This is a genomic window from Gracilimonas mengyeensis (assembly GCF_900182705.1).
Lineage (GTDB): Bacteria > Bacteroidota > Rhodothermia > Balneolales > Balneolaceae > Gracilimonas > Gracilimonas mengyeensis.
This window is the reverse complement of the sequence record NZ_FXTP01000013.1, coordinates 138,213-162,105: the sequence shown is the minus strand read 5'-3', so window position 1 is coordinate 162,105 and position 23,893 is coordinate 138,213. Positions and strand designations below refer to the sequence as shown.

Annotated in this window: 26 protein-coding genes; 19 read left to right on the top strand and 7 right to left on the bottom strand. The window is 41.7% G+C overall.

Features of this window, described 5'->3' with window-relative positions:
* The first annotated feature begins 77 nt into the window (after positions 1-77).
* The 13 genes from FN815_RS14880 (at position 78) to FN815_RS14820 (ending at position 12,732) form a co-directional block, all read left to right on the top strand.
* The gene (locus FN815_RS14880) at positions 78-1,448 is read left to right on the top strand and encodes a TolC family protein (RefSeq protein ID WP_142455441.1); all 1,371 of its coding nucleotides are present in this window, start codon (positions 78-80) and stop codon (positions 1,446-1,448) included.
* 34 nt (positions 1,449-1,482) lie between these two features.
* Positions 1,483-2,742, top strand: a complete 1,260-nt coding sequence (locus FN815_RS14875; protein WP_142455440.1) for an efflux RND transporter periplasmic adaptor subunit — start codon at positions 1,483-1,485, stop codon at positions 2,740-2,742.
* 44 nt (positions 2,743-2,786) lie between these two features.
* Positions 2,787-5,891, top strand: a complete 3,105-nt coding sequence (locus FN815_RS14870; RefSeq protein ID WP_142455439.1) for an efflux RND transporter permease subunit — start codon at positions 2,787-2,789, stop codon at positions 5,889-5,891.
* A gap of 63 nt (positions 5,892-5,954) precedes the next feature.
* Positions 5,955-6,275, top strand: a complete 321-nt coding sequence (locus FN815_RS14865) for a P-II family nitrogen regulator (protein WP_142455438.1) — start codon at positions 5,955-5,957, stop codon at positions 6,273-6,275.
* Between the two features lie 41 nt (positions 6,276-6,316).
* Positions 6,317-6,646 carry a YnfA family protein gene (locus FN815_RS14860; protein WP_142455437.1) on the top strand — a complete coding sequence of 110 codons (330 nt, stop codon included), beginning with the start codon at positions 6,317-6,319 and terminating at the stop codon, positions 6,644-6,646.
* A gap of 40 nt (positions 6,647-6,686) precedes the next feature.
* Positions 6,687-7,574, top strand: coding sequence for a cation diffusion facilitator family transporter (locus FN815_RS14855; RefSeq protein ID WP_142455436.1), 888 nt, complete (start codon positions 6,687-6,689; stop codon positions 7,572-7,574).
* A gap of 1,051 nt (positions 7,575-8,625) precedes the next feature.
* Positions 8,626-8,967, top strand: a complete 342-nt coding sequence (locus FN815_RS14850) for a hypothetical protein (protein ID WP_142455435.1) — start codon at positions 8,626-8,628, stop codon at positions 8,965-8,967.
* A gap of 7 nt (positions 8,968-8,974) precedes the next feature.
* On the top strand, positions 8,975-9,952 hold the full coding sequence (locus FN815_RS14845) for a hypothetical protein (protein WP_142455434.1): 978 nt from the start codon (positions 8,975-8,977) through the stop codon (positions 9,950-9,952).
* A 31-nt stretch (positions 9,953-9,983) separates the two neighbouring features.
* The gene (locus FN815_RS14840) at positions 9,984-10,343 is read left to right on the top strand and encodes a hypothetical protein (protein WP_142455433.1); all 360 of its coding nucleotides are present in this window, start codon (positions 9,984-9,986) and stop codon (positions 10,341-10,343) included.
* Between the two features lie 149 nt (positions 10,344-10,492).
* A complete protein-coding gene (locus tag FN815_RS14835; RefSeq protein ID WP_142455432.1) occupies positions 10,493-10,957 on the top strand; it encodes a hypothetical protein in 465 nt (154 codons plus the stop codon).
* 96 nt (positions 10,958-11,053) lie between these two features.
* Positions 11,054-11,404 (top strand): hypothetical protein, encoded by a 351-nt coding sequence (locus FN815_RS14830; RefSeq protein ID WP_142455431.1) that lies wholly within the window; start codon positions 11,054-11,056, stop codon positions 11,402-11,404.
* Positions 11,405-11,569: 165 nt separating this feature from the next.
* Complete coding sequence (locus FN815_RS14825; protein ID WP_142455430.1) at positions 11,570-11,884, top strand: HNH endonuclease; 315 nt, start codon at positions 11,570-11,572, stop codon at positions 11,882-11,884.
* Positions 11,885-12,003: 119 nt separating this feature from the next.
* Complete coding sequence (locus FN815_RS14820) at positions 12,004-12,732, top strand: RES family NAD+ phosphorylase (protein ID WP_142455429.1); 729 nt, start codon at positions 12,004-12,006, stop codon at positions 12,730-12,732.
* Positions 12,733-12,890: 158 nt separating this feature from the next.
* Here the strand turns inward: FN815_RS14820 and FN815_RS14815 are convergent, their stop codons facing one another.
* From FN815_RS14815 to FN815_RS14790, 6 genes are all read right to left on the bottom strand, one after another.
* Positions 12,891-13,649 carry a phosphate ABC transporter ATP-binding protein gene (locus FN815_RS14815; protein WP_142455428.1) on the bottom strand — a complete coding sequence of 253 codons (759 nt, stop codon included), beginning with the start codon at positions 13,647-13,649 and terminating at the stop codon, positions 12,891-12,893.
* Positions 13,642-14,505 (bottom strand): phosphate ABC transporter permease PstA, encoded by an 864-nt coding sequence (gene pstA / locus FN815_RS14810; protein WP_142455427.1) that lies wholly within the window; start codon positions 14,503-14,505, stop codon positions 13,642-13,644. The genes FN815_RS14815 and pstA overlap by 8 nt, the downstream gene beginning before the upstream one ends.
* The gene (gene pstC, locus FN815_RS14805) at positions 14,502-15,407 is read right to left on the bottom strand and encodes a phosphate ABC transporter permease subunit PstC (RefSeq protein ID WP_142455426.1); all 906 of its coding nucleotides are present in this window, start codon (positions 15,405-15,407) and stop codon (positions 14,502-14,504) included. The genes pstA and pstC overlap by 4 nt, the downstream gene beginning before the upstream one ends.
* A gap of 6 nt (positions 15,408-15,413) precedes the next feature.
* Positions 15,414-16,397 (bottom strand): PstS family phosphate ABC transporter substrate-binding protein, encoded by a 984-nt coding sequence (locus tag FN815_RS14800; protein WP_142455425.1) that lies wholly within the window; start codon positions 16,395-16,397, stop codon positions 15,414-15,416.
* 29 nt (positions 16,398-16,426) lie between these two features.
* Positions 16,427-17,191 (bottom strand): DUF2490 domain-containing protein, encoded by a 765-nt coding sequence (locus tag FN815_RS14795; protein WP_142455424.1) that lies wholly within the window; start codon positions 17,189-17,191, stop codon positions 16,427-16,429.
* A gap of 93 nt (positions 17,192-17,284) precedes the next feature.
* Positions 17,285-17,719: an RrF2 family transcriptional regulator gene (locus FN815_RS14790; protein WP_142455423.1), complete on the bottom strand. Its 435-nt coding sequence runs from the start codon at positions 17,717-17,719 to the stop codon at positions 17,285-17,287.
* 191 nt (positions 17,720-17,910) lie between these two features.
* On the opposite strand from FN815_RS14790, the gene FN815_RS14785 reads away from it, so the two are divergent.
* The 3 genes from FN815_RS14785 (at position 17,911) to FN815_RS14775 (ending at position 19,460) form a co-directional block, all read left to right on the top strand.
* Positions 17,911-18,339, top strand: coding sequence for a hypothetical protein (locus FN815_RS14785; RefSeq protein ID WP_142455422.1), 429 nt, complete (start codon positions 17,911-17,913; stop codon positions 18,337-18,339).
* 107 nt (positions 18,340-18,446) lie between these two features.
* On the top strand, positions 18,447-19,022 hold the full coding sequence (locus FN815_RS14780) for a hypothetical protein (RefSeq protein WP_142455421.1): 576 nt from the start codon (positions 18,447-18,449) through the stop codon (positions 19,020-19,022).
* A gap of 93 nt (positions 19,023-19,115) precedes the next feature.
* The gene (locus FN815_RS14775; RefSeq protein ID WP_142455420.1) at positions 19,116-19,460 is read left to right on the top strand and encodes a hypothetical protein; all 345 of its coding nucleotides are present in this window, start codon (positions 19,116-19,118) and stop codon (positions 19,458-19,460) included.
* Between the two features lie 187 nt (positions 19,461-19,647).
* Here the strand turns inward: FN815_RS14775 and FN815_RS14770 are convergent, their stop codons facing one another.
* On the bottom strand, positions 19,648-20,034 hold the full coding sequence (locus FN815_RS14770; RefSeq protein WP_142455419.1) for a hypothetical protein: 387 nt from the start codon (positions 20,032-20,034) through the stop codon (positions 19,648-19,650).
* Between the two features lie 295 nt (positions 20,035-20,329).
* On the opposite strand from FN815_RS14770, the gene FN815_RS14765 reads away from it, so the two are divergent.
* Genes FN815_RS14765 through FN815_RS14755 form a run of 3 tightly spaced genes read left to right on the top strand, consistent with a single transcriptional unit; the run spans position 20,330 to position 23,876 of the window.
* Positions 20,330-21,124, top strand: coding sequence for a tail fiber domain-containing protein (locus FN815_RS14765; protein WP_142455418.1), 795 nt, complete (start codon positions 20,330-20,332; stop codon positions 21,122-21,124).
* Between the two features lie 5 nt (positions 21,125-21,129).
* The gene (locus FN815_RS14760) at positions 21,130-21,672 is read left to right on the top strand and encodes a hypothetical protein (RefSeq protein WP_142455417.1); all 543 of its coding nucleotides are present in this window, start codon (positions 21,130-21,132) and stop codon (positions 21,670-21,672) included.
* On the top strand, positions 21,669-23,876 hold the full coding sequence (locus FN815_RS14755) for a S8/S53 family peptidase (RefSeq protein WP_142455416.1): 2,208 nt from the start codon (positions 21,669-21,671) through the stop codon (positions 23,874-23,876). Before FN815_RS14760 ends, FN815_RS14755 begins: the two co-directional genes overlap by 4 nt.
* Positions 23,877-23,893 lie beyond the last annotated feature (17 nt).

Below are 23,893 nucleotides of genomic sequence, written 5' to 3'. Positions count from 1 at the left end.
TTTACACTTCACAGGATAATTGTGTCCCTTACACATTTCTCATCAATCTAAAACAGCTAAAAAGGCTGAATTACTACATGTCAAAATTTATCAAAACGATGCTGCTCATCGGTACACTCGTACTTGTGGCCGGTTGCGCCAGCGAACGAAAAGTACTTCAAGTACCCACTGAAAGCACACTTATAGAACATGAATCCAACGACTATTCTTCAGGGATTTTAAACAGAAATTTAAACTCTTCAACCGATTTGATTGCTGTTGGCGACACGCTAACATATCAAACGGCTCTGGCCAAAACGCTGCTCGAAAATCCGCAGCTACAAAGTTATGCCTGGCAGGTTCGGGTTAAAGAAGCCGAGCGCATTCAGGCCGCTCTGCTCCCCAATCCGGAATTGGAAGCTGAAATGGAAAACTTTGGAGGAACAGGCCCTTTTGAAGGCTATGACTCCAGGGAAACCACGATAAGGCTCAGCCAAAAAGTTCTTTTAGGGGCTGACCGCATGAAACGAAAACGACTGGCCGGTTTAACAACAGAACTCGCAAACTGGGATTACGAAACCCAGCGCTTAAATACGCTTACCGGACTCACTCAGGCCTATACTTCTGCACTGGAAGCCCAGCTGCAATGGGAGCAACAGAAAGAGTTACTGGATGTTGCCCGGCAATTTTATGAAAGTGTGTCGGCGCAAGTCACAGCCGGTAAAGTTTCAAAACTGGAGCAAACCAAAGCCCAGGTGGAACTCTCAAGAGCACGCATAGAGCTGGAAAACAGGCGCAATTCGATGGAGTCTGCTTTCACGACCCTGGCCTCTTTTTGGGGTAGTGACCGGGTGTTATTTAAAGCGTTGAATGGCGAACTGGAAATACCTGAGTCCATCCCCAACTATCAGTCAGTGGCCGAATTTATAGAGCGAAACCCGGATATAGCCCGCTGGACTACAGAAATCCAGCAGCGCGAAGCCTCTCTTTCTTTACAGCGATCCAAAGCCATTCCTGACATAAAAATCAGTGCCGGTTACCGGCGAATGGAGGATCTGGATGCTGAGGCGGCTTTGGTCGGAGTATCTATTCCCATTCCATTTTTTGACCGGAATCAGGGAAACGTAAAGGCGGCTCGCTATGAGCTCAATCGTGCGGAAACTCAGCGGGAGTCAGCCCTGATTGAGGCTCAAAAAGCCCTTCAAAATACCTATAACAACCTGCAAGCGGCTCTTTATGAGGTTGAACAACTGAATGCGGAAGTGCTGCCCGGGGCCGAGACAGCTTATGAAGCGGCACAAATCGGCTATCGTCAGGGTAAGTTCGATTTCCTTGAAGTACTGGATGCACAACGAACGCTATTTACCAGCCGAACCCGCTACGTGCAGGCATTGGCTGAACTGAACCGTGCCATCGCAGAGGTTGAGCGACTGATCGGCACGCCCTTGAATGAAATTTCTACCAATTAATTATTTGAACCCCATGAAACAGATATTTAAAACCATGAAGATAACCAGACTAATATTTCCCGTGTGGATATTGCTTTTGAGCGGAGTCGTAATAACCGGCTGTAGTTCTCAAAATGAATCCACTCCCCAAACCGAAAACCATGCTAATGCTGATGAACACGGCTCAGAGGAAGCCCAACATACGGAAGCAGAAGGTGACCATTTGGAGGAAGAGAGTGAACACTCCGGTGAAGTCCATCTTTCTCAGGATCAAATGGCTTCGCTCAATATCAGCGTAGATACGCTGAGAGCCGGAAGTGCAAGCTCGGTCATCGAACGTCCTGCAAGCGTGATGTATGACATGGATCGCATTGCGAAAGTAGGTCCGAGAATCGAAGCCAAAGTAGTGAAAGTGCTTAAAGATTTGGGGGATTATGTGGAGGAAGGCGAGCCAATTGTCCAAATGAGCAGCGTTGGACTGGGCAAGATCAAAGCCGATTACATTCGCCTCAGAGCGGCTATAAAAAAAGAAGAAGCGCATTTTAAGCGTGAGCAAAATTTGTATGAGCAGGATATTTCCAGTCAGGCTGAGTTGTTGCAGGCCGAATTGGAATATGAGCAAGCCAAAGCAGAGCTCGATGCGGCCTCGGAAGCGTTGCGTTTGTATGGATTATCCCAAAATGACATCCAAAATATTAAAGCCGGAAGCGATACACCGCTTTCCTATTTCTACCTGAGCAGTCCGCTGAGTGGTACCATACAGGAACGGAATCTTTCGCCCGGACAAACCATCGGGCCGAATGAAACGCCGGTTCACGTAGCAGATCTGTCCAAAGTATGGGTGATGATAGACGGCTATGAGCAGGATATCCGCAACCTGAGTACCGGGCAAAAAGTCGAGCTTTCCGTGAGAAGCATGCCGGGCAGTACCTTTACAGGAACCACCGACTGGATCTCCTACGAGCTGGATAAAGAGACCCGAACCATGCCTGTGAGAGCGCTTTTTGATAATCCGGATGGCCAGCTTCGTGCCGGTATGTTCGGGACGGCTCGTATCTACACCAATTCAAAGGAAACCGCTGCCCTCATTCCTGTGGATGCCATTCAGCAAATTGAAGGTTCTAATCGGGTATTTGTGCCTGGTGAAGAGCCCGGAAGTTTTCGTCCGGTAGCGGTTAGGCTGGGAAATGAAAGGGATGGTTATGTGGAAGTGCTCGCCGGCCTGGAACCGGGACAAACTGCGGTTTTATCCGGTGCCTTTGATTTGAAATCTGCCCTTACAGCGGCCACACGGAGCGCCTCCCATGGACACTAAAGCTGACCGGATCAAAAAAAATTATCACCCTGAAAATTTGACTTATGCTTGAACAAATTATTGATAAAGTTTTAAAAAACTGGCTAACCATGTTCATATTGGTGGCCGCGGTAGCGCTATATGGCTACTTTTCCTTTCGGGATGTTCCCATAGATTCATTTCCCGACGTATCGCCACCTCTTGTGCAGGTGTTCACATCCAGTCCCGGCCTTTCTCCGGTGGATGTGGAAACCCAGATCAGTTACCCCATTGAGATATCCATGTATGGATTGCCCAAGCTGGAGCGGGTACAAAGCACCTCCATTTTCGGCCTTTCCAGGGTAAATATTTACTTTGAGGAAGGAACCGATATCTACTTCGCCCGTCGGCTGGTGAACGAACGGCTGGCGCAGGCCAAAAGCGAAATTCCAAATGGTTTGGGCGAACCCCAGCTTGGCCCCATCACCACGGGATTGGGAACAGTGCTGATGTACGAGGTGAAGAATAAAGAGGGCTATGACCACTCCCTGATGGATATCCGAACCGCCCAGGATTGGATCGTAAAACCACAACTCAGAACCGTACCCGGTGTAACCGGTGTACTGTCTATTGGCGGAGATGTCCGGCAGTTTCAGGTCAATGCCGATATGAATGCCCTGGTATCCCGCGGACTGACGCTGGCTGACCTCGAAAGCGCCCTCAACAAAAATAACCGGACCGTTGGTGCGTCTTTTCTGGAGCGCGGAGGAGAAGAATACCTGGTGCGGGGATACGGCTGGATTCAGCCCGATTCTGCCGGCATCGAAGATATCAAAAATGTGATCGTATCTAACGAAAATGGTACGCCGGTCTATGTCAAAGACCTGGCAACGGTTGAATTTGGTTCTGAGATTAAGCGGGGAACGCTGATTGCGAACGGGGATGAATCGGTAGGTGGATTTGTGTTGAAGCTGATCGGAACCAACACGCAGGAATTGCTGGCCGAAATGGATCAAAAAGTAGACGCCATCAACCAGGCGCTCCCGGAAGGCATGATCATGGAAACCTTCTATTCACAGGGCGAACTGGTTGAAAAAGCGGTGGGCACCGTCACCAATGCGCTATACATAGGCGCTATTTTGGTGTTGGTGGTTCTGTACTTTTTCATGGGAGATATCCGATCCACACTGATCATTATTTCCACGGTTCCTATAGCCTTTTTGATCGCTTTCATTGGGATGAAATGGCTGGGCATATCGGCCAACCTCATGAGTCTTGGCGGACTGGCCATCAGTATCGGGATGATCGGCGACAGCGCCACGGTGATTGTAGAAAACACATACCGACTACTTGAAGAACGGAAAGAAGGAAATGTGTCACTTACGCGGGTTGTAAGTGAAGCCGCCCGAGAGGTGATTCGCCCCGTATTTTTTGCAACCAGTATTATCATCATTGTATTCCTGCCTCTCTTTTCGCTGGAAGGTGTGGAAGGAAAGATGTTCAAACCGCTGGCCTATACCATTACGTTTGCGCTATTCGGAGCTATCTTTTTAGCACTGACCTATATTCCGATTATTTCCAGCTTCATCCTTCCCGAAAAAGGCATGGATAAAGAACCCTGGTTGGTTCGTACACTAAAAAAATGGAGTGAGCCGCTGATCGAGAAAACCTCCAAATATCCCAAAATGGTATTTGGAGCCGCTCTTGTTTTGTTTGCCGGAAGCATGGCTATCTTTCCGTTTTTGGGAACCGAATTTCAGCCCACGCTAAGAGAGGGTACCTTTGCGGTACGGTCGGTGTTGCCTCCGGGAGCGAATCTTCCAACAACCACCGAATATTCCAAGCGACTTCAGGAATCCATGCTCACCTTCCCGGAAGTGGAAAGTGTGTATTCACGAGTCGGTCGGGCTGAAGTTGGTGGCGATCCCGAGCCGGTTAACGTGGTATTCAACGTAGTAAATCTTAAACCACTGGATGCCTGGGAATGGGGACGTGATTACGAAGAGCTCCAAACTGCAATGGCAGAAAAATTATCCGAAGATCTGCCCGGAGTTTCATCCAACTTCTCCCAGCCGATTCAGCTTCGCACCGATGAGCTGCTGAGTGGCGTTCGGGCGCAGGTCGTGGTAAGCTTATATGGTGATGACCTGGACGTGCTGGCCGAAAAAGCCGGAGAAATCCAGGCTATTGCTGAAGAAGTGGAAGGTGCCGTGGATGTACGTGCGCAACAACAGGGTGGCAAACCCCAGATCCTGGTCCGACCCGATCGCGAGCAATTGGCACGGTTGGGCATTAGCATGAATGACTTTCTGAATACGGTGGAAACCGGCATCGGAGGTTCGGTAGCCGGACAGGTATTCGAAGGCATCCGCCGGTTCGATATTTTTGTTCGTCTGCAGGAATCTCAGCGAACCCACATCGACCAGGTTCGTGACCTCCCCATTCGTACAGCCAAAGGAGCACTGGTTCCGCTCTCGCAAATCGCTGATGTGGAGGTATTTACCGGCCCCAAGCAAATCTCCCGGAATAAAGCCAGTCGCAGGACGTATGTGCAGCTTAACGTACGGGGACGAGACATGGGAAGTGTCGTCAGCGAAATCCAGCAAAAGGTAGCCGAAGAGGTAGATCTGCCAGCCGGATATTTCACCGAATACGGCGGACAGTTTGAAAATCAGCAGCGGGCCATGGCACGGTTGTATGTGGTGGTCCCCATCACGCTGGGACTCATTTTCTTTATGCTGTTTTCCACCTTCAGCAGCTGGAAATATGCCGTCCTCATCTTCCTGAATATTCCCTTTGCAACCATCGGTGGCATTGTGGCGCTTTGGGTGTCCGGCTTATACTTGTCGGTACCGGCAGCCGTGGGCTTTATCGCCATTTTCGGAATAGCGGTGCTTAATGGCGTGGTGCTGGTTTCATACATCAATCAACTCCGGGAAGAAGGACTTGAAACGCACAAGGCAGTTGTTAAAGCAGCGTTATTACGTCTTCGCCCCGTTTTAATGACAGCCCTTACAACCGGACTCGGACTCATTCCGCTGCTACTGGCCAACGATATTGGCTCCAATGTGCAGCGACCGCTGGCAGCTGTAGTGGTTGGCGGCCTGGTAACCTCGACCCTGCTTACACTCGTGGTATTACCTACTATCTACAAATGGTTTGCTGAGCCGGTAGAACACGTTGAACTGTAATTTTAAAATAGACCTGTCAGGCTTCAAAAACCTGACAGGTCTTAATTCTAAAGACTTGATATTATGAAAGAGATCAAAGCATTTATTCGCACCAACATGATTGATTACGTTATTGATGGACTTGAAGCATTACCCGAACCGCCAGGTATAACCTTGTCGGATGTACGTGGATGGGGACATGTTAAAGCCGAAGCTGAAGCAAGGCTCACCAATCGTATAAAGCTGGAGACGGTGGTTCCCGACGAACGGGTTGCTGAAATTATCAATGTGATCATTCAAAAAGGAAAAACAGGCAATTCGGGTGACGGTAAAATCTTTGTATCCGATGTAGATAAAGCGATAAGAATCCGAACAGGGGAAATCGACGAAGATGTAATCAGATAATCATAGATGGACAAGAAATCTTAATTTTAAAATAAAAAACTATGATCTATCTAAAATCAAAATTCTACTTCATTGTAGCAGGACTACTGGAAATCGGCGGAGGGTATCTGGTATGGATTTGGCTTCGCGAAAGTAAAAGCTGGGTGTATGGAATCTCCGGAATGATTCTACTGGCACTCTATGGCTTTCTCCCTACCTTACAGCCAGCACATTTTGGACGTGTGTTTGCAGCCTATGGAGGGGTCTTTATTGTACTCTCGCTTTTGTGGGGATGGAAAATAGATGATATCCAGCCGGATAAATTTGATCTGATTGGAGCGGGATTTGCCATGGTGGGAGTTATCATCATGATGTACTGGCCAAGAGGATAATCCTTAAATTCTAATTTCAAAGAAATAAAGCCCGAAACATATGGCACACGATCATTCTCATGAACATGAGCAAGGAAATATAAAACTCGCATTTTTTCTCAACTTTGGGTTCACCATTTTCGAAATTTTTGGAGGGTTATATGTCAACAGTGTAGCCATTATCTCCGATGCTTTACATGATTTAGGAGACAGCCTTTCACTTGGACTCTCTTGGTTTCTGGATCATAAATCTAAAGAAGGAGCCAATTCATCCTTCACCTTTGGTTATACCCGGTTTTCACTGCTTGGAGCTTTGATTAATAGCCTCGTACTAATCGCAGGATCAATTTTCGTGATCAATGAAGCGGCTGCCAGAATTTTATCACCCGAACATACCGATGCCCAGGGAATGCTTCTCTTTGCCATCGTGGGTGTGGCTGTGAATGGGTATGCTGCATGGAAGGTGAGTCACGGTAAAACGCTAAACGAACGGGTGATTTCCTGGCACCTGTTGGAAGATGTATTGGGTTGGACTGCCGTTCTTGTGGTTTCTATTGTATTACTTTTCAAGGATCTTCATTACTTAGATCCCGCTCTGTCCTTATTTATTACTGCGTACGTGCTTTGGAATGTGGTGAAACGGTTAAAAGAAACCTTGCATATTTTCTTACAAGGAACCCCGGATGATGTAAGCTTAGATGAACTGCGAGAAAAATTTCTTGAGCAAGATATGGTGGCCGATACCAATCACCTTCACTTATGGTCACTGGATGGAGAAAAGCATGTGTTTACTGCTCACCTCATTCTAAAAAACGTAAAAAGCTATTCAGACATTCTGAAAGCCAAAAAGAAAATCCGTGACATTCTAAAACCTTACAATTTCAGCCATAGCACTATCGAGGTGGAATTGGATGAGGGTACTTCTTCTTTGATTGGAGAAAAGGATTGAATTAAACATCGAAAAAGTTGGCCTAACAACGGTTTCAACGCGGACTTGCCCGCTGTTTGCCGGTTCAAAATTTGTTGGTTTATAGAAATTTCCAGTTTTAACTACATTACCAGCCAATAAGGCCAAGCCGGTTAAACCGCAGGTCGTTATGTGCCCGGCCAGGCTTTCAGGTTTTGTGTGGGTTGATCGGGGCTTTTTTGCGGTTTGTGGCTTTTAATTTCATCCGGTGCGTTGTTGGTGGTTTGCCCCTAAAAAGTCTCGAATCTGCGCCCGTAGTTTTAATGAATGTTTTGCTGGAAAAGTCACTCAAAAATGTTTTCAGGTTTCGGGAGCGCCCGGGGCGTTGTTACAAACTCCTGTTCCACATTTCCGGTTAGCCTGTCCGGGAAACAATGGGCATTTTTAATTTGCAGTAATCGGTTGCTTTTTCCACATTTAGCGGTAGTTCAAGCGCCCTCAGTTTTCACATAACAAGGCGTTTCAAATCGGACGCGGACGGAGTTCGATGGAACTTGATTGCCAGGAATTAATTTCGCTACTTCAAAGAAATTATAATCCCCGCGCCGTTTAAACGCTGGGTCGTTATGTGCCCGGCCAGGCTTTCAGGTTTTGTGTGGGTTGATCGGGGCTTTTTTGCGGTTTGTGGCTTTTAATTTCATCCGGTGCGTTGTTGGTGGTTTGCCCCTAAAAAGTCTCGAATCTGCGCCCGTAGTTTTAATGAATGTTTTGCTGGAAAAGTCACTCAAAAATGTTTTCAGGTTTCGGGAGCGCCCGGGGCGTTGTTACAAACTCCTGTTCCACATTTCCGGTTAGCCTGTCCGGGAAACAATGGGCATTTTTAATTTGCAGTAATCGGTTGCTTTTTCCACATTTAGCGGTAGTTCAAGCGCCCTCAGTTTTCACATAACAAGGCGTTTCAAATCGGACGCGGACGGAGTTCGATGGAACTTGATTGCCAGGAATTAATTTCGCTACTTCAAAGAAATTATAATCCCCGCGCCGTTTAAACGCTGGGTCGTTATACTGCTTAATCATAAAAACATCATTGGATATGGAGAATCAATTTAAAGTATGGTATTTACCTTCTGAAAATAGAATACGGGATCTAAACCTATTGGCAATGAAAGATAGTGGCCTATTAACTTTTGAAAAGGATGGGCTTAAATTTGAAGGAAAGAATGAAAATATTTATATAAAAAACTTTCAAAGTATTTCCTATGGTAAACAGGGGCGTGATTTTGTAAATAATTGGGTGAAAATTGAATATCTGTCTGATGATAAAGAGCTTAAAACAGCGTTTTTTGCGGATAAAAAAATGCTCGGATGGTCAGGTATTTTTGGTGGAACAAAAAATCTATACAAAAAAATTAAGACTGAATTTCAGTTCGGTTAGCTTATAAATGAAAAAGACTTTACTGTTTATAATACTCATCTATTACATTATTCCCGTTTTTTGTTTTGCTCAAAATCAAAATCGAGAATATCAGGATTTAGGTCAAGCTTTCGGTTACTTGAATGGGCAAGAAATCACATTGGCCAAAATAGAAAAAGAGTTTCCAAGTCTTGGGAATGATATAAAATTGGCTAAAATCGAATTTGGTTTATCTTTCGGGAATGCAGAAAAGAATATTGAAAACAATTTAAAGGATTTATTAGGTGATCAATTTGAAGAATATAAATCAAATTTACTCGAACAGACTGAAAATATGTTGAGCTCACAAGAAATTACAGAAGAGCTTGCAATAGACTTTATTAATAAAGTAAAAAGAAGGTCAGATGGTGAGATAGAATCACCTGTTTTGGAGACGCTGTTAATCTATCAATATTCAGATTTTCCTGTATCTGAATTTAATGATGGTTATGCAATTACCTACAGTACACAGAACCATCAAAAATCAAAGGGACTTGATATAAGAATTAAAATACCTGAAAGTTGGAAAAACGAGGAAGCTGATCGGCCTAATATTGTTCAAAAATTTATAAGTAAAAATGGAACTGGAAAAGAGATAATTCAAATCATTGTAAAAGAAATACCGACAAACGATTACCAATTTACAAAGTCGGATATTGATGAATTTTATTCGGGAGAAATGATGAAAGAGATGTTGCCCGATGAAAGCAAATTTATTGAGGCTAAAAAAATAGTGCTTGATAATAATTCAGGTGGGCAAATCATTTTTGAACAAAATATTCAGCGGTTAGACATTTTAGTAAAAACTAAAGCAGTAGAATATTCCACAATCATTGACAATAAAATGATACTCTTACAATGTACCGTTTCAAGCGTTGATGATGAAAATCTTGATTCAAGATTTGAAAAATATTTCCCCCTTTTTAAACAAGTCGCTAATTCTCTTGTTTTTATGAACCAATATTGAAAATTAAAATTCATAACAAAAAAATTCAGAAATGAATGAAATAAGAGTCTATCAACCGGGTACCAGAACTACAGATTATAGTAAAGCAGAACAAATACGAAAAAGAACACCCAATTCTTTTAAGAAAGCCCAACATGTTTTGAATTATGCGGCTAAATACGTTAAAAATCAGGGTCTGTTTTCCTCAGAGAAATCAAGAGCACAAAATTTGCAGAATGCTATTTACGATTTGGAAAAAGCACTTGACCAAGACGGCTTTATGTTAGAAGAGAAAAAAACAAATGGTAAAGCTTGGGTTTTAATAGAATACTTTTCTCTTTTCTCAGATACTTTCCCAAATTGGCAAAAAGAGTATCAGGCTTTATCAAAGTTTATACCAAAATGCTTTTAAAATGACCTATCAGCTAATTTTAATTGGTGTTATTTTTTTCTCTAATTAATAATGAGATCAGGTGATCTAGAATATTGGAAAGTAGCGAACCATAACACCAACGAAGCTCGCGATTTATAGATTAATTCTTAGTATTACAATTTAACAACATGGACAATAATACAGCTTTGAAAAATGAAGCCATCAGGATTAATAATCTACAAACAAAATACATTGAAATTCATAATTCGATCATTAAAGATGCCGGATCTTTTTCAAGTTTTTTGAAAAATTTATTTAGTCCAATTGATTACGAAGAGATGTACGATCGAACAAAAAAACTTATGGAGCGTTTAGACGAAGAAAAACATAACCTAAATGATATAAGCCTTGATAGAGATTTAACCCCAACGCAAAGAAAATATCTTAACCAGCTTAGTAATTTCTACATGTTCTTGTGTAAAACCGTTTATTTACTAAAAGAAAGACAGCATAAACTCTTTCTGAAAAGCAGGGGAAAGAATTTTTCTTTTCATGAGTTTAGCGAGATTGAAAAAGAATATAGTAAAACGGCCGAGGCTTGTAGACAACAAGGTGAAAAACTCAATGGATTGAATTATACAATAGGCCTCTAATTTCAACTTCTATCTGTGGATTTATGCAAATAGGCCAGTTTTTACAATCATGAGTAGTTAGATTTTTAATTAAATAACCTAAAACAGAGTTGAAAAATGGGATTGTTCAATAAATTTTTTGGAAGTCCAAAATCAAACAAAAATCCGTTAGACGATAAACCACCAATTTATGGTGGTGATGGAAAAACCGAAGAAAATGCAGCGGTTATAAACTGTGCAAGTATGGGAACCGCCAATCGGTTAATGAATAGGTTCATTTCTGAAAAGCATGGGGAGTTTGAAAAAGATTGGAATCGAACTATTGAGTTTTTTCTGAAAAATGAGGAATCAAAAACACCAAGAATCAGAGTAATTGGGGTTGAGTGTTCTGATGGTGCTGAATATCAATACTATTTTGATGTTTCCCGCCCCATGAAGGTTGCGAATAAAATGTTGGGACTGGATTAAGCCATTAATAAAGCGCAGTATAACAAGCAAATTAAGCGGACTTGTACGCTGTCTGTACGTTGCTTTATTGCTTGCTTGTAATAAAATATAGTTATTAACTAATTCTTAAGCGGTAAGTACAAGCCGCTTATTTGCCAAACCGTTATGCGTAAATAATTAAACCTTATGGCAAATAACTGGAACATACCCGATTGGTTAGAACAAGAAGTCAGGCAAAGAGATAAAGCTTGTGTTTATTGTGGTAAAAAATTTACTTCACCAAAAGTTTCAGCTAAAACTGCACCAAGTTGGGAACATATAATCAATGATGCGAGCATAATCACAAGAGAAAATATAGCTCTTTGTTGTCGTGCTTGTAATTCAAGTAAAGGTCAGAAAAAGCTTTCTGTTTGGCTAAAATCAGACTACTGTAAAGAACGTGGAATTACACCAAATTCTGTTGCACCAATAATTAAAAAAGCAATTGCTAATGGGCATTAAATTCACGCATAACAAGGCGTGTTAAGCGGACTCGTTTAGGGTTCGGGACTTTAATTTTAACAATCGGGCTCGCCGCTTACACGCTGGGTCGTTAGCACCATTTCCAAAATTCAAATTATATGCCTTTTGACTCACCCTTTTCATATTCAATGTTTTCTTACGAAGTGGAATCGAATGGAAGGTATATTCATAGCAAATCCGAGCTTAACTTTTTAAATGCTCTAAAAGAGACATGGGATAAGCGTAAGATCAATCTACCGACAGGTACTGAGGTTTTTAGAGCTCAGATAGATCATATAGAAAAGTTTACAAGAGATGATGAAGGTATTATTGAAAGCATGGAAATCCTTCCCTCCGAAGACCAAAGATTATTCCCAAAAAAAGAATACGCCGTTGAAGGAAGATTAAACCCCAAAGGTATTTTAGTTTTCTATGCTTCTATGTCTAAAGAAACAGCAATGTCAGAACTTCGACCTTGGGTAAAATCAAAAATTACGGTTGGTACATTTCGAACAAAGCGTGATCTAACAGTACTTGATTTAACGCTCGATTCACCCAAAGATATTCCTGAGGATGATTCAGATGAAAAGAAAGAAAATTTTGTTTGGGGCGATATCAATTATAGCTTTTCTAAACCAATCGTGAATTCTGAAACATCCGCTGAATACGTTCCAACTCAAATTTTAGCTGAGTTTTTTAAGAAAAATGGTTTTAATGCCATTATTCATAAAAGCAGTCTTGGTAAGGAAAAAAATATCGTGTTTTTCAGAAGTGATTATTTGGAATTAATCTCTAAAGAAGTCAAAGAAGTATCCGCGGTAAACTATAAATTCCATAATGCATTTTAATTAAGTACATGGTGCTAACAAGGCGTTTTAAATCGGACGCGGACGAGCTTCGATGGAAACTTGATTGCATGGAGTTAATTTCGCTACTTCAAAGAAATCATAATCCCCGCGCCGTTTAAACGCTGGGTCGTTAGGCGGCATTCACAAATGTCGAAATATTACACTCCAGCACTCACGTATTTCTTCGTAAGTTCTTCTTTTGGATTATCTAATACCTCATTAACGGGGCCATGCTCAATGATTTTTCCGTAATAAATAAATACTACATAATCTGCTAAACGGCGAGCTTGCCGAAGCATATGAGTGACCAGAACTATCGTGTATTCTTCTTTCAATTCCTGGAATTGATGTTCAATCATTTGGGTTGAAACAGGATCAAGAGCGGAGGTCGGTTCATCGGCAAGAATCACTTCTGGGTTCACCGCCAGGCCACGCGCAAGACATAACCTCTGCTGCTGTCCAATGGATAGTTGTTCAGCAGAACTGTGCAGGCGATCTTTTACCTCATCCCACAGTGCTGCTTTTTTCAGGTATTCCTGAACACGGCGTTCTACTTCATCTTTTTTTGTGATGCCTTTTAGCTTTAACCCATAGGCCACATTTTTAAAAATGGACATCGGCAGCGGATACGGACGCTGAGATAATAGTCCCATTTTCTGGCGGATTTGGCTTACGTCCCGTTCAGGGTGTAGAATATCATCATCATCAATGTAAATATTCCCTTTTATCTTCAATTCAGGATACAAATCGGTAAGCCGGTTTAAACTTTTAAGCAGAGTGGTTTTCCCGCATCCCGAAGGCCCAAGCAGAACGGTAATTTTATTTTTAGGGATGTCGAGGTGAATATTTTTAAGAATATGATTGTCCGGAGCATGAACATTAAGATCCCGGATTCGGATAATCGGTGTTTCAGTCATTACCATTTGCAGAATATTTTTTATAAAGGGTTGAGATTCCGCGTCCGGTCAGGCTGAACAGCAGAATGATGACAGTTAAAATGATGGCAGCCGCATACGCTCGTTCCCTGACCGCTTCGATAGGTGAGCTAAGCTGAAAGAAAATGGATAGAGGAAGTGTAGCCGTGGGTTGCAATAAATTTTCAGGAATATAATCGGTAAAACCGGCTGTAAAGAGAACAGCGGCTGCATCCCCTATTCCTTTACCCAAAGCAAGTAAAACAGCGGTTGTTAATCCCGGCAATGCTTTTCTTGCATAAATTTTGAAGGCCGTTTCCGTACGGGTAGAACCGAGCGAATACGAAGCTTCCATCAACCCGCGCGGAATGGTTCGAAGTACCTCATCCATGGCCCGAATCATAATCGGGCAAATCATAATAGCCACAGTTATAATACCAGCGAGCAGTGATGCACGAAGTCCGAAATACAACATCAATGTAAATCCGAAAGCTCCGTACACGATGGCTGGAACGCCCCACAAGATATCTAATAGAAGCCTTATTCTTGTGAGGAAGCTTTGATACTTGACCAAATGAATATTCATAAAGAGCGCTACCGGAAGGCTTACAAAAATGGCACAAAGTGTAGCCCCGCCTGCCAGGTAAAATGAGCCTATAATGGCATTTAAAACGCCACCCTCTTTACCAAAGTAAAATCCGCCTTGCGGTACCTTGGTAATCATGTCCCACGACATGGCCGGAATTCCCCGGTACAGAATGGTTGCAATAATCCAGGTCAATACTACAAACAAAAGAACGGTGGTCAATTGTGTAAGGCGTCGGAAAAATTGTTCTTCAAGAGATTTTCTATTCATCATACCTCATATTTTTGAATGAAATAGCGGGATGCAAAATTGAAAAATGTAACCATCACAAATAGAAGTAATGCGGCGAACATCAAGGCCGAATCGTAGAGTGGAATGGACATCATTTCGCCGTAATTATTGGCAATGAGTGCGGGAATTGGATATCCTGCTTCAAATACGTTGGATGGAAACTGCACCCGATTTCCTACCACCATCAACACCGCAATGGTATTTCCCAGCGCATTGGAAACCCCAAGTGCAAAAGCGGCCAGAATGCCCGACAATCCTTTTCTAAGCAAGACGTGTTTGATACATTCCCAATATGTGGAACCCAGCGATAGAGAGGCTTCTTTCAAACCAATAGGCATACTTCGGAAAACTTCAATCAGCATATTGAGTACATAGGGCGTGGACATGACAGCCAGAACAATGCCACCGGCCAAAATGCTGTAACCAGTAGAGCTGATGCCGAACCATGAAGCTAATCCAGCCACCAGCGGTATAATCGTTAATACCCCCCAAACTCCGTAAATGACGGATGGGATTCCGGCCAGTATATCAATAACCGGATGGACCAATTTCAAAAATCGTTTGGGGGCAAATTGTGTGATGTAGATTGCAGCCATCAGACTTGTAGGGGCAGAAAAACAGACTGCCAACACCGTTACCAACACCGAGCCTACGATAAATGGAAGAAAGCCAAAATTCCCTCTCATTGGCGACCATTCAGTGCCACTTAAAATGGCCCACAAACTTTGATCGTACAATAAAGGCAGGGCTTTTATCAGCAGGCCAAGAAAAATGGCAAAAGGAACGACAAGGATGAAGAACAAGCCGGCAAGCATCCATGTTGTGGATATGCGATCCACCCAAAAACGACTGCCGGTCTGTTTGATTTTTAAAGCCGAGATCATAGGTATTTAATCCTGAAGTTTGGTAAGCTGATCCTGTACATAGGATTCATCCAAGGGTACATAACCGGACGGGCGAACAAACTCCTGCCCATCAGTCAAAACCCACTCGATAAAGGAAATGACGGCTTGTTTTTCAGGTTCTCCATTGGTGATCAGATACAATTCACGAGCCGGTGGAGAAGGATATTTGCCGGAACCTACCGCTTTTAATATGCTATCGAAGTTGTCGTAGAAAGCTTCGTCTTCATCAATCACGCCATTGGCATTCAAATCAAGCGGGATGACGTCTATACCGGGGTTCTTTTCGCCAGTTTCTACATCATATACATAAATGGTATTGTTGTATCCTACACTGAGCTGATCTTTACGAACAGCTTCTGCAAGCCCAGGATCTCCCATCACTCCAACGCCATTCAGATCTTCCTGATGCGCTCCTAAATAAGTAGCAAAAACTTCAGCAGCTCCGCTTGCATCAGACCGGGTAAACACGGTGATGGTTTCATTCCCTGAACTTCCCAAATCTACAATTTCATTCCACGAGGGTTCGTTTTCACTCAACCATATCGAAGAAAGTTCTTGGTGGGTAACTCCTTGCCGATGCAGCTCAGGCAGGTAAGGATTTTCTGAGCTAATGGTAGGCAGAACCGCATCTTTGGTGACTGCTACCCACCAGACTCCTTGATCTTTTTCAGCCTGCGCAATTGTTCTGGAAAACATGCCTACATCGGTGGCTCCTGAAAGCACATCCGCCATGCCTTTTCCAGCTCCGCCTGCCTGAATGTCGAACTGAATATTCGGATGTGTTTTATTAAACTCCTCGGCCCAGACGGTAACCAACGGATAGAGAGCAAATGCACCAGATATGGCCACCCTAACGGTTTCACCTTCTGTTTGCTGACCTTGTTTATCAGAAGAACTGCAGCCACCCATAACAATTATGATCAGGCTTGAAAAAAGAATGGTTGGTAAGAAAAAGAATCTATTATTCATAATATCTATAGATTTTATAGGATTTAAAGTTAAAAAGATTGATTGAATGTCACACGTAAAATATAGCGGCTTCTGAAATCATCACCGTTGCTTCTCTGTTGAAACCAGTTGATCAGATCTACTTCAAGATTGGTTTTAGAGCTAAATTTATTTCGGAATCCGACATACAAACGGTTTTGATCAAAAGTATTTCGAACGATATTTTTCCCGGCATTCAGCATAATTTCATCGCCCACTTTGAAATCCATCGCTCCTGCACCGCTTTTATCATTCAGTGGAATTCTAAATTGAAGGCGATAGCGAAACCGAAGGTTGAAATCATATCCATCGGCAAGTTCCGTTCCCTCTGTTTTTCTGATGAACCGCTGCTCAAGACGATAACGGTGTGTTATTCCCACGATGCCTACTTTATCTCGCATGGTTAAATCCTGGTGTGGGCGTATTTCTGGGCGTGTTAAGTCTATATCTACTTCTCCATCCTGGGGTAATGATTGCAGAAAATAAACTCCTCCAATCCCTACATCCCAGCCATTGGACAGTTTTTTGTTAAAGGTAACTCTTGGAACCAGCAATTGATGCTGCCGATCCGGAAAAGCCCATCGTCTGATTTCAAACTCGCCTTTTAAAGACCAACTGTTACCAAGATCAAAAGTCGGGCTGTAACGCAGCCAGTAAAAGGTTTCATGGTCAATATTCTTTTCTTGAGCCATTGCTCTTGTTGAAGTAAATGTCATTGCACCAACAGCGAGCAGTGAAATTGAAAAGAGCTTTAATACACGATGCTTATTTTTCATAGCATGATTTTTGGTTAAGGTTTTAAACAAGAAGGAGTGAATATATAAAAACCCAAATGTCTATCAAATTAATAGGGATTAATTTTAAAAAAACTATAATTCTTTTAAAAAATCTTCTTGTTCCATCAGTTTGGTGAGCGTGTACTTTTTTAAAATATGAACTGTTTCATCCCGTACTTCTTTAATAGCCTTCCGAATGGCACAGGTTTTTTCATCCTTGCATTCCTCACATCGTTCGTAATAGTTATAGGTCACACAGGGAAGAAGGGCAATGGCTCCGTCTATGGTTCGATGGATATCCGCGAGATTAATTTCATCAGGATGCTGCCGTAGATAATACCCACCACTACGTCCTTTTTTACTACTGATAAAACCAGAACTTTTGAGTTCAAGTAAAATAGCCTCTAAAAACTTGTGTGGAATGTTTTCTTTCTCTGCTATTTCACCAATAGCCATAGGCCCTTGGTTACGTTCTTTTGCCAATCGTAACATTGCATGAATGGCGTATTTAGCTTTTTTTGATAGCAAGATTAGTATAGGTTGTGGATGATTTTATACATCCAAAATATAAACCAAAAGATGCCGCCTAACAAGCGCATCAACTGGGACGCGGTCGGAGTTTCGGCTTTCAGAGTTGCTTGTTTAAAAATGTTTGCCGTTTATTCACTGACAATCTCCGCGCCCGTTATGCGCCGGGCCGTTATACAAACCATATCTATATGAAATATTATATACAATATATAGCCATCTTAATATTATGTTTTTTTCCTTTGAGTGTGGTCTCTCAAACTATTGAATTTAAAATATCCGATTGCATTGTATATATAAACGAAGAGATAAACCTTGAAGAGACAAGATCTACAAGAAACAGATGTAAACAAGAAGATGTATTAATAACATTTTATCCTGATACTGATGCGATTGAGCTGGAACTAGATATGAATGAACTCAAAGATAGAATACTAAGGCTCCAAAAGGATAGTTTTGGAAATTATAGTACTATTTTAGAATTAGATGATTTAAATATAAATATTGATCTAAAACTAAATAGGCTATTTGGATACATAAGAGGAGGGAAACTAAGTTTAGAGGGTAAAAACTATAAAGAGAACCACATGTCAGTTATGTTTGAATTTGAGAGAAAATGAAATCTTATTCGTACCTATTGATAGTCAAAATCTGAATTTCCTGATTAAATTCTCTTAATTACTAAGCTGAAAAACTTTTAAAGATTTAAATTATAAATTAGTTAACCATGAGTGATTCAATTTATATTGATCCCAGTTTTGAGACATTTCTAAATAGAGTTTTCGGTAATGACAGGTATCATGGGTTTTCTGGTAATCGGGATAAAACTAGATGGAAGAATACTCTATCTAAGTTATTTGACAGCTTTGAAAAACACATTAAAGCAAATATTCAAGATGATCCAGAACAAGTTGAAAACATTAAAAAAGAACTCGAATTAATAAAGCTTGCCCTTCGAAGTAAACAATCAATTAACGACATAAATGTAAATTCGATTCGTGCACTATTCGAAATATGTTTTCAATTATTAGGTGATAAAATCGATCATACTGACAGAAAAGTTTTAAACCATCCTTCTCATTACAAATTAAATAAAAAAAGAACCCTTGTTTATCATAGTGATAACCTTCAAAAGTTTTGGAAAGTCCATGAGAGAGCTGGTACTTCAAAATTTTTAGATGCAGGCGTGCCTGGGAAAACTAAATTAGAAGATTTCTTTTTTGATGAGCTTAATGGAAAATCTGATGAGTTTATTCTATGGTTTAAAGAAACGCATCCAGATTTATATTTGGAAATATTTTAACCGTTAATTAACCCATAATCTCTGCCCGTTGTTATGCGCTGAGCCGTTTTACAACGAATTTGCTTAAAAAATACTTTTAAAAGGAGGAATTAAATGTCTTATTCACATTTCAATATCACCACAGATCATGATGATATATTTGAAAAAATAAAACAGAGATTCTTTGATAATGAAAATAATCCAAATCAAGTCGAAAGCGATAACAATTTGAAAATTCTTGAAGAAAAAGGAATCGAAGAAAAAAATGCGCTAAAATTTCTCGTTGAAAAGTCGAAATCAATCGACCAAATCAAGATTGTAGATATGCTCAAAAAATATGACTTGGATAAGCTTCCTAAGGAAGATAAAGAAGTGGTTTTTGTAGAAATTTTTCAAGTAGGGGTAAAACCAACTCCAAAAATATCTTTGGATAAATTTTTAAATGAACAATTTTCCTGATTATGAAAAGCTTTTCACTCAAGTCAATATTTTGAAGTGAATTAGTTAAAGGCAAAATAAACATATGGTTGTATAACAAGCGCATTAACTGGGGACGCGGACGTGCCGTTGGTTTCCAGAGTTGCTTGTTTGAAAATTTTCACTGTTTATTAACTCATAATCTCCGCGCCCGTTATGCGCTGGGTCGTTATACTGCTTTTTGCTTCCCGTCATATTTTTCCTTAATAGCTTCAACTACCTTGTTCATTTTTGCATGAGAAGCATGAGACTCTACAATATCTACCTCATCATTCAGCCCAAAAGTATCTTTAAACTTTGGTAATGTTTTTCTCATTTCATTGTGTAAATACTGTTCAAGAAGTCCACCAGGTCTATCTTTGATCGACCTGTCGGTGATCTTATCTTTAATCAGGTTTTTCAACAATGCTTGGAAATTTCTTCGCTCTCGGTAATTCACATCCAGCGCCTCTGTAACCATCTCAACAATGGCTTCGACAAATTTCTCTTTAATCCTATCGCCCGCTGATTCGACTCCGTTCATTTCATTTCTTCCATCAATTATCGGTTGTTGCATAATTAACCTCGCAGTATAACAAGCAAATCAAGCTGACCGGCCTCGTGCCAGTTACCCAATATTGCCATTAAGTTCATGTTTTAGTTTTAATCAAATTATTAATCCGCCGGACAGCTTATCTGCCATCCGTTAGGTACCGGGGCATTCAGATTTCTAACTTGACCTTCTAGTTTTTTTTAGTTAATTCCTTTAATAAAAGGCAAATTGACCTAAAAACTGTCCATGAATAAACGGCACAGTGGGTTTTTCGCAGTTCTACTGTGCGGTACAATAATAAACCAAACGGGAGAACATCATGTCCAAGTTAACATCCTTTCTTTTTCTTTCTTTAATGCTGCTGCCTACATTCGCCTGGGCACAAATTAACCTTAACAGCGGAGGACAGATTGGCATTAACACTTCGCCAATCTCCAGCAATCAATTGAGGGTTATTGCCAGCAGCGAACATACGGCTATTTATGGCAAGTCAACCTCAAGCGGGGCTGCCCGTTATGGGGTGCGTGGCGAGGCCTCTAACGGTTATGACAGTTACGCTTTTTATGGCACGGCCTCAGGTGCAGACTACAATTATGGCCTCCGGGTATCGGTTCAACCCGGAACCTTTAATAGCTGGGGAGTTTACTCCACTTCTAGTGGAGGGTACGGGGGATATTTTTCGGGAACAGCGGCCGGGTTGTATGTAAGCGGGGGTATTTACCAGCCTTCTGACGAAAAGCTTAAAACCAACATCCGGGAGATGGACAGAACGGACATTGCTTCCAAACTCCAGACTTTGCGGCCTTTGCAGTACGAATTTCTGGATAATGAAACTTTACGTAGCCGGGGGCTGCCCACTACCCATGCCGTCGAAGGGGAACATATGGGTCTTTCAGCGCAACAGGTAGCCGATGTTTTCCCTGAAATAGTGAGGGACATTGTACATGTACTTGACGAAGGGCAAAGCCCGGAAGAGCGAACAGGAGAGCCTTTCCAAACCGTAACTACTAAAGCTATCAACTATGATGAACTCACCGTGTTGCTGCTAGCCGCCGTGCAGGAATTGCAGGCGGAGGTGAAAGCATTGAAAACCCAATTAAATGAAGAGAGGTAATCCCCATGAAACGGGAACGATTTAAAAAGGAACATAATAAGCCAACGCTATTTAATCTCGTACTGTTATTTACCATGCCGTTTGTTCTGGGAAGCGGTTGTAGTACAGATTCTGGTCCTGAGGAAGGGCCGGTACCTTTTGAAATTTTAGGACAGTTCCAAGGATTAGAAAAAGATGTTGTGGATTGCCATTTTAATTTCTCAAATATCAATCCCGATTCCATTAGAAAGGGAGAAGGACTTAGTAATTGGGAATTTGTGATTACCACAAAAACGGAATTTAATACCTATATCAACTGCCAGGATTCAGTGGCAGTGAATTTTGATGAGGAATTTATTTTGGCAGGAACAACTATTACTCAACCAAGTTTTCCAATGGTCGTTGGGCAACACATAAAATTTACGTCAAATACGTTACGCTATAAAATAGGAATTATTAAAAGCGTAGCAGCCCAACCTGGCAACGCTAACTATATTGTTAAGGTATTATCTCGGGAATACCTCGGTTACCCGATTGTTTTTGATGTTTATTGGGAGGAAGAGTTATGAAAAACACAGTCGCTTTAATATTGATTCTATTGTTGTCAAATATATATGTATATGCGCAAGACTCTCCATACTATTACTGGTATAAAGGAGAAAAGCAGTCTCTTGAGCTAAAGGAGAATAAACAATTCCTCTTATTTGAACAGAAACCGAATTTGAAACGCTTATCTGCTGAACTGAACGTTGAAGAGAAAAACATACAGCCCATCAGGGAGGTTGAATTGGGAGCCTTGTTCAGGCAAGATAACACCAATCAGTCAGATTACTATTGGACAGTAATAGAAGGTCAACAAATGGCTGATCACCTATCGGTATCGGAAATGATATACCAGGCTCCCTATTTCTACACATCGAGAGGCACTGAAGTAGGGTTGTCTCACCTGTTCTATGTTCAATTAAAAAAGCAAGACGATTATGAATTGCTGGAAAAACTCGCCGAAAAGTATCAAGTAGAAATACTTGGAAGTAATAAATACATGCATTTATGGTACACGCTGGCTTGTGATCAACATTCAGCTGGAAATGCATTAGCCATGGCCAATGCATTTTATAAGTCAGGATATTTCAGAGATGCCGTTCCTGATTTAATGGAGGATGCTGTACAATCAGTAAACGATCCTTTTTTTGATGATCAATGGAACCTGGTGAATACCGGTCAATATAGCGGGGTTTCCGGAAGCGATATTCAAATGACCGATGCATGGAAGATTACGAAGTCCCATTCAAACATTACTCTTGCTGTCTTAGACCATGGAATAGAATTAAATCACCCTGATTTGCCAAATATTCACCCCAACAGCTATGATACGGATAGCGGCACTTCTCCCAGCCAAATACGGGGAAGTCACGGAACAGCCGTTGCAGGCATTGCGGGAGCAGATGTAGACAATAATGAAGGGGTAGCAGGAATTGCCCCTGATGGAACACTTATGTCAATTAGTAATAGCCTTATAGGAACTCCAAACTCTAATATGGCTAAAGCTCAGGGAATTAATTTTGCCTGGAAAAATGGAGCCCATGTAATCAATAATTCATGGGGATTGAGTTCCCATTATTCTCCTCTTGATGTAGCTATTGATAGTGCGATTACTTTTGGACGAAACGGGCTGGGAAGTGTGGTCGTATTTGCGACAGGTAATGATGACATATGGATTGTAGACTATCCGCCTTATAATAATGCCAATGTGATTGCGGTTGGAGCTGTTAGCATGTGTAATGAACGTAAAGCATATCTTAATTATATATCTTGTGATACGGAAGATGAATGGGGAAGCAATTATGGGGACGGACTTGATGTTATGGCTCCTGGGGTTTTGATACCTACTACTGATAGACAGGGAACCAATGGATATAATCCAAATAATTTTTTACATACACAGTCTGGAGGAACACTACTTTCCAGTGATCTCAGTGACCTGGATTATACTTTGTTTAACGGTACTTCTTCTGCAGCCCCCCATGTATCGGGCATTGCTTCCCTCATTTTGTCGATTAATGATAACTTAACGCAAGAAGAAGTACGCGAAATTATTGAAACGACAGCCGAGAAAATTAACGATAGTAATGATACTTATGAATACGATCTCGGGGAAGGAGAACGGCAGGACTTAACGTGGAGTTATCATATGGGCTATGGCCGGGTAAATGCTTACCAAACTCTCATCTACACCATCGAAAACCACGGTGCGCATTTGGGAACTGAAATGAGCCAGGTAACCTTGCCCTTGTATGATGACCTAACGCTGTACGAAGATGCAACCCTGGAATCCGGTTCCAACCTCACGATTGAAGCCGAGAGCGGAACAATAACCATTGCTGCCGCAAGCGGCACGATAACTATCGGCGGACCGGGCGGAGCTTCCAAAATTGCCGGAGGTAAACATTCCGGGGATCACGGTTCGGATGATGGAACTGATGAAACCAAAGATCCACAAAAGATTCCCCAGCAATTTACGCTCTCCAACAACTACCCTAATCCATTTAACCCAAGCACGGTAATAAGCTATCAACTACCTGTAACCAGCCGAGTAACACTGAAAGTATTCGACATGTTGGGGCGGGAAGTGGCCACATTGGTGAATGGCAGGGTATCTGCCGGACAGCATGAGGTCCAATTTGATGCGTCAAGTCTTTCTTCAGGTCTCTATATCTATCGCCTGCAGGCTGGGGAGTTCATCCAAACCAAAAAAATGATGTTGATAAAATAAAAGAATGCTATCTATAT